Genomic DNA, 9,128 nt, shown 5'->3' with positions numbered 1-9,128 from the left:
GTGGGCCGCCGAACTCCCCCTGACCACCAACCCCTTCATGGACGACCACATCATCTACGCCATCGTCCTGATCGGACTGACCCTCGCCCGCGCCGGCACCACCCTCGGACTCGGCACGACCTGGACCAACACCACCCTCGTCCGCCGCCTCCCGATCCTCAAGTAACCCCCTGCAAGCTCCGGCGCCCACCCCTAGCCCCCTGGGGGTGGGCACCGGCACACCCGCGATGGGATGCCGGGGAACCTACTGCTCGCGAGGCAGGCCGGGCGGATTGACCAGGGACTCGGGGACGGCCTCGTTGGACAGACCCCACCGGGCGAGGACCTTGCCGTAGCTACCGTCCTTGATGAGGGCGTTGAGGGCGTCGCCGATCGGCTTGGCCAGTCCGTTGCCCTTCTGCGTCATCGCGGCGATGAGCCCCTGGAGCGACGGGCCGGCGCCGGAGTAGGTGCCGACGATCTTCGTGTCGCCGCTCACCGCGGCGTGGTACGCGGAGGTGGGATTGGGCGCGAAGTACGCCTGGATCCGGCCGGACTTCAGCGCCAGGTAGGTGTCGGCCGGCTGCTTGTAGTACTGGATCCGGGCGGGCTTCAGCCCGGCGGCGCGGTTCTGCTTGTCCCAGCCCAGCAGGATCTTCTCCTGGTTGGTGCCCGAGCCCACGGCCACGCTGAGCCCGGCGACGTCGGCCGGCCCGGCGATCGAGGTGATCGTGCTGTCCTTCGGCACCTCCCAGGCCAGCTGGTCCAGGCGGTAGGTGGCGAAGTCGTAGATGTCCTTGCGCTCCTCCGTGACCGTGATGTTGGAGAAGCCGGCCGCGTACTTGCCGGACCGCACGGCGAGGAACAGGTTCTCCCACGACGTGGCCTCGAAGCGCGGCTTGAGGCCGAGCACGTCGGCGACGAGGGAGGCGACGTCCTCCTCCACCCCGATCGGGGTGACGTTGTCGTCGGCGAGGAACGACAGCGGCGGGTCGAACGTGGTGGTGCCGACCAGGAACTCCCCCTTGGCCCGGATCGCCGCGGGCACCTGTGCGGCGATCGCCTCCACCTTCGCGGCCCGGATGCGGTCCTGCTGCGGACTCGTGTTGATCTTCAGTACGCCGGGCGGGGCCGCGGCCGCGGGGGCGGCGCCGCTCACGGCCTCGTCGGGGACCGTGCCGCAGGCGACGAGCAGCAGCAGGGCGGACAGGCCGAGCACGGACAACCGGGATGCGGATGACATGCGATTTCCTTGGAGGTCAGAGCACCTTGCTGAGGAAGGCGCGGGTACGGTCGTGCCTCGGCCGGTCGAGCACCTGCGGGGGCGGGCCCTGCTCGACGATCCGGCCGGCGTCCATGAAGACCACGGTGTCGGCGACCTCGCGCGCGAAGCCGATCTCGTGGGTCACGACGATCATGGTGGTGCCGCTGCGTGCGAGGCCCTTCATGACTTCCAGCACCTCGCCCACCAGCTCCGGGTCGAGTGCCGAGGTGGGCTCGTCGAACAGCACGACCTTGGGCCGCAGCGCCAGGGCCCGGGCGATCGCGACGCGTTGCTGCTGTCCCCCGGACAGCTGCCGCGGGTAGGCGCCGGACTTGTCGGACAGGCCCACCTGCTCCAGCAGCTCGGCCGCCAGCGCCTCGACCTCCTCGCGGGGGCGGCCCTGGGCCGAGACCGGGGCCTCGGTCACGTTCTGCCGTACGGTGAGATGGGGGAACAGGTTGAAGTTCTGGAAGACGAAGCCGATGTGGGTGCGCTGGCGCAGGATGTCGCGTTCCCGCAGCTCGTACAGACGGTCTCCGGAGCGCCGGTAGCCGATGAACTCGCCGTCGATGGTGACGTACCCGCGATCGATCTTCTCGAGGTGGTTGATGCTGCGCAGCAGCGTCGACTTGCCCGACCCGGAAGGACCGATGACGACCGTCACCTCGCCGGCCCGGACCTGCAGGTCCACTCCGCGCAGGACCTCCAGCGGGCCGTAGCTCTTGTGGACGCCGCGCACGTCGACCATGGGCGTGCTCATCGCTGCCCGCCTCCGCTCGCGGCCGGGCGCCGCCGGGCGGCCCGCCGTACGTCGAGGATCCGGCGCACCCGCCGCACCGGCGTCGGCGGCAGGGCCCGCGCGAGGCCACGGCCGAACCTGCGTTCCACGTAGTACTGCGCGGCCGACAGGACCGTGGTGAGGACGAGGTACCAGATCGCGGCCACCAGCAGCATCGCGATCACCCGGCCGTTGCGGTTGTAGATCACCTGCACCTGGTAGAACAGCTCGGGCAGCGCCATGATGTAGACGACCGAGGTGCCCTTGACCAGGCCGATGATCTCGTTGCCAGCGGCCGGCACGATCGACCGCATGGCCTGCGGAAGCCGGATCCGCAGGATCTGCCTGGCCCTCGGGATGCCGAGCGCGGCGGCCGCCTCCAGCTGGCCCGGCTCCACCGACAGGAAGCCCCCGCGCACGATCTCCGCGGCGTACGCCGCCTGGTGCAGCGCCAGGCCGAGCGCGGCCGCCGTCACCGGTCCGATCAGCTCCATCGAGTCGACGGAGAAGAACGCGGGCCCGAACGGCACCCCGAACGAGATCTGCTTGTACAGCGCGGCGAGGTTGTACCAGAACAGCAGCTGCAGGATGAGCGGCACCGAGCGGAACAGCCACACGTAGCCCCAGGCCACCGACGCGAGCAGCGGCACCCGGGACAGCCGCATCAGCGCGAGCACGGTCCCCAGCAGGAAGCCGAGCACGATGCCGAGCGCGGTCAGCTCGACGGTGAACAGCACCGCGTGCAGCACCGACGGATGGAACAGGTACGCGCCGACGACCGGCCAGTCCCAGGCCGGGTTGGTGATCAACGCGTTGACCGCCATCGCCAGCAGCACCGCCACCACGGCGCCGGCGATCCAGCGTCCCGGGTGACGCGCCTTGACGACGGTCAGGGAGACGGCGGACTCCGCCGTCTCCTCCTCGATCACGGCGGGCGCGGTCATCGTGCCTCCGCGGTGGCGAACGAACGGGCGGTGTCGAGCACGTGGTGCGTGGGGGTCATGATCAGTCCTCCCGGCGACCGCGTCTGATCGCGGGCATCCGACATGTCCCTATCTTCAGCACAGCGATCGATAAACCGTCAAGACCTACTTGTTTAGTAGGTAATGTTCTACGATCTCTCCGCAGGCGTACGAGCGACAGGAGGTCCGATGCCCAAGACGCACGCGGTGATTCGATACGGCGGCCCCGAGACGGAGGCGCCGGCACGAGGAGGGCGCGCGAGCGCCGGCCACGGCGACATGGCGTGGGGAGGGCCGCGGTGAGCGACCGGCACCTGCTGGACAACCCCGTATGGGCGTCGCTCACCGGGCCGCACGCGCGCTTCGCCGAACGGTACGGCAACGCGCTGCGCTACCCGGACGACGTCTCGCCGTTCTTCGCGCTGCCCGGCGAGCCCGGCCCCGCGGACTGGGACGACCTCGCCGCCCTCGCCGGGCCCGGCGCGGTCGTCCCGGTCACCGGCGGCGCCTTCGCACCGCCGGACGGGTGGGAGGTGGTGGCGCGGGGCACCGGCGTGCAGCTGACCGGCGACGACGTGATCCCGGCGCCGGACGAGGAGGCGGTCCGCCTGGGGCCGGCGGACGTGCCGGAGATGCTGGACCTCGTCGCGCGCACCCAGCCGGGCCCGTTCCGGCCGCGCACCGTCGAGATGGGCACCTACCTGGGCATCCGTCGCGGCGGCGCATTGGTCGCGATGGCCGGGGAGCGGCTGCACCCGCCCGGCTGGACGGAGATCAGCGCGGTCTGCACCGATCCGGCCCACCGCCGCCAGGGCCTGGCGGCGCGGCTCGTGCTGGCCGTCGCCGCCGGCATCCGCGCCCGGGGCGAGACCCCGTTCCTGCACGCCGCCGCGAGCAACACGTCCGCGATCCGGGTGTACGAGGGCCTCGGCTTCCGCCTGCGCCGCCGGACGACGTTCGCCACCGTCCGCGTGCCCGCCGACGTGCCCGTCGCGTGAACGCCCGCCGGCCCTGAGGCCGCCTTCCTTTCCGGGCGACGGCGGCCGCCGGTGACGATTGACGACAAAACCTTATTTTCCTACTGTAATAATAGGTTTCACCGGGCCGAACTGTCAGGAGTCCCCGTGACCAAGCAGATCCATCTCGCCGCGCACTTCCCCGGCGTGAACAACACGACCGTCTGGTCCGACCCCGCGTCGGGCAGTCAGATCGACTTCGACTCCTTCCGCCACCTGGCCCAGACAGCCGAGCGCGGGAAGTTCGACTTCTTCTTCCTGGCCGAAGGACTGCGGCTGCGCGAGGCGAAGGGGCGCATCCACGACCTGGACGTCGTGGGCCGTCCGGAGTCGCTCACGGTCCTGTCCGCCCTGGCCGCCGTCACCACCCACCTCGGGCTCGCCGCGACGGTCAACTCCACATTCAACGAGCCGTACGAGGTGGCGCGGCGGCTCGCCACACTCGACCACCTGAGCGGCGGCCGCGCCGCGTGGAACGTGGTGACCAGCTTCGACGCCTTCACCGGGGAGAACTTCCGCCGGGGCGGCTTCCTGGCCGAGGCCGACCGGTACACCAGAGCGGAGGAGTTCCTGCGGACCGCCAGGGAGCTGTGGGACTCCTGGTCGCCCGACGCCGTGGCCGCGCACCGGGAGTCGGGGCGGTTCCTGCGGCCCGGCGGCGTCGCGCCCTTCCGGCACCAGGGCCGGCACTTCGACATCGCGGGGCTGTTCAGCACGCCGCGCGGACCGCAGGGCCACCCGGTGATCATCCAGGCCGGCGACTCCGACGAGGGCCGGGAGTTCGCCGCGTCGTCGGCCGACGTGATCTTCAGCCGGCACAGCAAGCTGGAGGAGGGCCGCGCCTTCTACCGGGACGTCAAGCGCAGGCTCGCCACCTACGGACGGCGGCCCGAGGATTTGAAGATCCTCCCCGCGGTGACGTACGTGCTCGGCGACACCGAGGCCGAGGCCCGGGAACGGGCCGTCGAAATCCGGCGCGCACAGGTCAGCCCGCAGACCGCGATCTACTTCCTGGAGGCCGTGTGGGGCCGCGATCTGTCGGGATACGACCCCGACGGCCCGCTGCCCGACGTCGAGCCGAACCTGGACGAGGGCGTCACCAAGGGACACGCGGCGTTCCGCCGCGACCGCGGCGAGGTGGTGGCCAAGTGGCGCGCCCTCGCCGAGGAGAAGAACCTGTCGATCCGCGAGCTCGCCATCGAGGTCTCCGCACCGCAGACCTTCATCGGCACGCCGCGCGCGGTGGCCGACGAGATCGACCACTTCGTGCAGACCGACGCGGCCGACGGCTTCATCTTCGTGCCGCACCTGACTCCCGGCGGGCTCGACGACCTGGTCGACAAGGTGGTTCCCCTGTTGCAGGAGAAGGGCGTGTTCCGGGCCGACTACACCGGGCCGACGCTCCGCGACCACCTCGGCCTCTCCCCCCGCACCCCGAACCGCACCGAGACTCCGAACCCCACCGAGACTCCGAACCGCACCGAGGAGATCTGATGACGCTGCATCTCGCCGTCGCGCTCGACGGGGCGGGCTGGCACCCGGCCGCGTGGCGGGCCGAGGGCGCGCGGCCGGACCGGCTGTTCACCCCCGGCTACTGGGCCGATCTCGTCGCGGAGGCGGAGCGCGGCCTGCTCGACTTCGTCACCTTCGAAGACGCGCCCGGCCTCCAGTCCTCCCGCCTCAACGAACCCGACGAACGCCTCGACCAGGTGCGCGGGCGGCTCGACGCGGTGCTGATCGCGTCCCGCGTGGCCCCGCTGACCTCGCGGATCGGCCTCGTCCCGACCACCGGCACGACCCACACCGAGCCGTTCCACGTCGCGATCGGCATCGCCTCGCTCGACCACATCAGCCGCGGCAGGGCCGGATGGCGGCCGCAGATCTCCGCCCGCCCCGACCAGGTCGCCCACTTCGGCCGCCGCCCGCCGTTCCCGCCGCAGGACTACTCCCCCGATCGGGATCCCGTCTTCCGCGAGCACGTGCGGGACCTGTTCGCCGAGGCCGCCGACGTGGTCGAGGTGGTCCGCCGGCTGTGGGACAGCTGGGAGGACGACGCCGAGATCCGCGACGTCGCGACCGGTCGTTTCATCGACCGCGACAAGCTGCACTACATCGACTTCCACGGCGACCGGTTCAGCGTGAAGGGTCCCTCGATCACGCCGCGCTCCCCACAGGGCCAGCCGCTGGTCACCTCACTCGCCCACGACACGGTGCCGTACGAGTTCGCGGCGAAGGGGTCCGACGTCGTGTACGTCACGCCGCGCGACCGCGAGGACGCCACCGCGATCGTCGAGCGCGTCCGGGCGGCGGAGGCGGCCGTCGGACGCACCGAGCCGCCGCTGCGGATCCTCGCGGACCTGGTGGTCTTCCTCGACGCCCGCGACGCGGCCGGGCGCAAGGCGCGGCTGGACGACCTCGACGGCGCCGAGCTCGAGTCGGACGCCCGCGTCTTCACCGGCACCCCCGCGGAGCTCGCCGCGCTGCTGCTCGACTGGCGCGAGGCGGGGCTGGCCGGGTTCCGCCTCCGGCCGGGCGTGCTGCCCCACGACCTGGCGGCGATCACCCGCGGCCTGGTGCCCGAGCTGCAGGCGGCGGGCGCGTTCCGGACCGCGTACGACACGGGGGACCTGCGCGGACGGCTCGGCCTCGCCCGCCCCGCCAGCCGCTACGCGAAGACGTCATGAGCGCCGCATCCAGCACGGGAAGGACGCGAGGGGCCGCCGCGCCGGCGCGGACGCTCCACGCGACGAAGGAGGACGGCCGGTCGTGAAGTTCCTCGCGATGACACTCGGATTCCATCTGCCCCACCCGCTGACCGGTGAGCTGAAACCGGTCACCGAGCGGTTCCGCGACATCGTGGCCGCCGCCGTCGTCGCAGAGGAGCTGGGCTTCGACGGGTTCGCCTTCGGCGAGCGGCACGAGCGGCCGTTCCTGTCCTCGGCCCCGCCCGTGGTGCTGAGCCACATCGCGGCGCACACCAGCACGATCAGGCTGTTCACCGCGGTGACCACGCTGAGCCTGCTCGACCCGGTCCGCGCGTTCGAGGACTACTCGACCCTGGACCACCTGTCCGGCGGACGCCTGGAGCTGATCATCGGCAAGGGCAACGGCGCCGCCCAGGCGCAGCTGTTCCACGTGACCGACCAGGACCAGTGGGACCGCAACCGCGAGGGTTACGAGCTGTTCCGGCGGCTCTGGCGGGAGGACAGGGTGACCTGGTCGGGCCGCTTCCGCCCGTCCCTGACCGACGCCGAGGTGCTCCCCCGGCCGCTGCAGCGGCCCATCCGGATCTGGCACGGCAGCGCCACCAGCAAGGAATCGGTGGAGCTCGCCGCCCGCTACGGCGATCCCCTGTTCTCCGCGAACGTGACCAACCCCGTCGAACCGTACGCGGAGCTGGTCGCCTACTACCGGGAGCGGTGGGAGCACCACGGCCGCGACCCTGCCGACGCCCTGGTCGGGGCGGGCAGCGCCGGCTACTACGCCACGCCGAGATCGCAGGACGCCGTCGAGACCTACCGGCCGATCTTCGACGCCCGGGTGGCGTTCCTGCGCGAGCAGGGGCTCGACCCGGTGTTCCCCACACTGGAGGACGCCATCGAGCGCGGCTCGATCCTCGTCGGCAGCCCTCAGCAGATCATCGACAAGGTGCACCGCTACCACGAACGCCTGGGCCACGAGGTGATGCACGTGTCGGCGGAGGCCGACGGGCTGACCGGCGCGCAGCACCGGGCGTCGCTCGAACTGTTCCAGAGCGACATCGCTCCCGTCCTGCGCAAGGAGATCCCCAGCAGGCCGTTCCCCACCGGAGGTCCGTCATGACCCGCCTGTCCATCCTCGACCTCGCCCCCATCCCGTCCGGCGCCACCGCCGGGGACGCCCTGCGCAACACCGTCGACCTCGCCCGGCGGGCGGAGGACGCCGGATACCACCGCTACTGGCTGGCCGAGCACCACCTCACCCCCGGCGTGGCGAGCTCCGCGCCGGCGGTGCTCATCGGGGCGGTGGCCGCCGCCACCCGGCGGATCCGGGTCGGCTCCGGTGCGGTCCAGCTCGGTCACCAGACCCCGCTGACCGTCGTGGAGCAGTTCGGCACGCTCGACGCCCTGTATCCCGGCCGCATCGACCTGGGCATCGGCCGCTCCGGGCAGCGTGCGCGCGAGTTGCGGGAGGCGCCGCCCGAGCCGGCCGCCCCCGCGGCGGCGCGTACGGTCAAGGGCCTGCTGATCCCGCCGCCGTTCTCGTTCACCCCGGCCGTCACGCAGGCGCCGATCTTCGCGCTGGCGCTCGCGCTGCTGCAGCAGCCGGGAGCCCAGAGCCCCGACTTCGCCGAGCAGGTCGACGACATCGTCGCGTTCCTGTCCGGGAGCTACCGCTCCGGCGACGGCCACGAGGCGCACGCCCAGCCCGGGGAGGGCGCCGACCTGGAGCTGTGGGTCCTGGGCAGCAGCGGCGGCCAGAGCGCCCAGGTCGCGGCCGAGCGCGGGCTGCCGTTCGCGGCGAACTATCACGTGAGCCCGGCCACCGTGCTGGAGGCGGTGGACGCCTACCGCGACGCGTTCAAGCCCTCGCAGGCGTATCCCGCGCCGCACGTCATGGTGTCCGCCGACGTCCTGGTCGCCCCCACCGAGGAGGAGGCCCGCCGCGTCGGCGAGCCGTACGGGCTGTGGGTGAGGAGCATCCGCACCGGCGCGGGGGCGATGAAGTACCCCTCTCCGGAGGAGGCGTCCGCGCACGAGTGGACCGAGGACGACAGGGCCCTCGTCGCGGACCGGCTGGACACCCGGTTCGCGGGCACGCCCGAGAAGGTGGTGGAAGGGCTGCGGGTGCTCAAGGAGGCGACCGGGGCCGACGAACTCCTCGTCACCACGATCGCGCACGACCACGCCGACCGCGTCCGGTCCCAGGACCTGCTCGCGGAGGCGTGGGCGGACGCCGGCGTCTGAGGCGAGGCCGGACGGCGAGCAACGGCTCCTGCCGGGATCACGTCCGGAGCCGGCCGCGTCCGCCGCGTCTCCTCGGCCGCGCCTTAGGGCCGCCAGCCATAGATGACGGGGGTGGACGCGGACAGCTCCGTCGCCGCCGGGAAGGCCGCGCCCACCGCCCAGAAGCGGTGCGTCCCCGGGACT

Annotated in this window: 8 protein-coding genes; 5 read left to right on the top strand and 3 right to left on the bottom strand. The window is 72.1% G+C overall.

What is annotated here, in order from left to right; genetic code table 11:
* Positions 1 to 244: 244 nt before the first annotated feature.
* Genes AB0J39_RS35570 through AB0J39_RS35560 form a run of 3 tightly spaced genes read right to left on the bottom strand, consistent with a single transcriptional unit; the run spans position 245 to position 2,965 of the window.
* Positions 245 to 1,222, bottom strand: a complete 978-nt coding sequence (locus tag AB0J39_RS35570) for an ABC transporter substrate-binding protein (protein ID WP_363472907.1) — start codon at positions 1,220 to 1,222, stop codon at positions 245 to 247.
* A gap of 16 nt (positions 1,223 to 1,238) precedes the next feature.
* Entirely contained in the window at positions 1,239 to 2,003 is a 765-nt protein-coding gene (locus tag AB0J39_RS35565; protein ID WP_363472905.1) for an amino acid ABC transporter ATP-binding protein, read from the bottom strand.
* Complete coding sequence (locus AB0J39_RS35560; protein ID WP_363472903.1) at positions 2,000 to 2,965, bottom strand: amino acid ABC transporter permease; 966 nt, start codon at positions 2,963 to 2,965, stop codon at positions 2,000 to 2,002. Before AB0J39_RS35560 ends, AB0J39_RS35565 begins: the two co-directional genes overlap by 4 nt.
* 317 nt (positions 2,966 to 3,282) lie before the next feature.
* Here AB0J39_RS35560 and AB0J39_RS35555 point away from each other — a divergent pair, with 317 nt between their 5' ends.
* From AB0J39_RS35555 to AB0J39_RS35535, 5 genes are all read left to right on the top strand, one after another.
* Positions 3,283 to 3,981 (top strand): GNAT family N-acetyltransferase, encoded by a 699-nt coding sequence (locus AB0J39_RS35555; RefSeq protein WP_363472901.1) that lies wholly within the window; start codon positions 3,283 to 3,285, stop codon positions 3,979 to 3,981.
* 126 nt (positions 3,982 to 4,107) lie between these two features.
* Complete coding sequence (locus tag AB0J39_RS35550; RefSeq protein WP_363472899.1) at positions 4,108 to 5,493, top strand: NtaA/DmoA family FMN-dependent monooxygenase; 1,386 nt, start codon at positions 4,108 to 4,110, stop codon at positions 5,491 to 5,493.
* A complete protein-coding gene (locus tag AB0J39_RS35545) occupies positions 5,493 to 6,683 on the top strand; it encodes an LLM class flavin-dependent oxidoreductase (RefSeq protein ID WP_363472897.1) in 1,191 nt (396 codons plus the stop codon). The genes AB0J39_RS35550 and AB0J39_RS35545 overlap by 1 nt, the downstream gene beginning before the upstream one ends.
* Positions 6,684 to 6,765: 82 nt before the next feature.
* Positions 6,766 to 7,821 carry an LLM class flavin-dependent oxidoreductase gene (locus AB0J39_RS35540; protein ID WP_363472895.1) on the top strand — a complete coding sequence of 352 codons (1,056 nt, stop codon included), beginning with the start codon at positions 6,766 to 6,768 and terminating at the stop codon, positions 7,819 to 7,821.
* Positions 7,818 to 8,945 carry an LLM class flavin-dependent oxidoreductase gene (locus AB0J39_RS35535; protein ID WP_363472893.1) on the top strand — a complete coding sequence of 376 codons (1,128 nt, stop codon included), beginning with the start codon at positions 7,818 to 7,820 and terminating at the stop codon, positions 8,943 to 8,945. Before AB0J39_RS35540 ends, AB0J39_RS35535 begins: the two co-directional genes overlap by 4 nt.
* Positions 8,946 to 9,128: the final 183 nt, after the last annotated feature.

The organism is Microbispora sp. NPDC049633 (genome assembly GCF_040675265.1).
GTDB classification, from domain to species: Bacteria; Actinomycetota; Actinomycetes; order Streptosporangiales; family Streptosporangiaceae; genus Microbispora; species Microbispora maris.
Note: the sequence above shows the minus strand (reverse complement) of the source record. Positions and strands in the feature narration are given on the sequence as shown.

Excerpts from the sequence above, each read along its gene's own strand:
- AB0J39_RS35535 (WP_363472893.1), top strand. The coding sequence starts at position 7,818 with ATGACCCGCCTGTCCATCCTCGACCTCGCCCCCATCCCGTCCGGCGCC.
- AB0J39_RS35570 (WP_363472907.1), bottom strand. The coding sequence starts at position 1,222 with ATGTCATCCGCATCCCGGTTGTCCGTGCTCGGCCTGTCCGCCCTGCTG.
- AB0J39_RS35560 (WP_363472903.1), bottom strand. The coding sequence starts at position 2,965 with ATGACCGCGCCCGCCGTGATCGAGGAGGAGACGGCGGAGTCCGCCGTC.
- AB0J39_RS35565 (WP_363472905.1), bottom strand. The coding sequence starts at position 2,003 with ATGAGCACGCCCATGGTCGACGTGCGCGGCGTCCACAAGAGCTACGGC.
- AB0J39_RS35545 (WP_363472897.1), top strand. The coding sequence starts at position 5,493 with ATGACGCTGCATCTCGCCGTCGCGCTCGACGGGGCGGGCTGGCACCCG.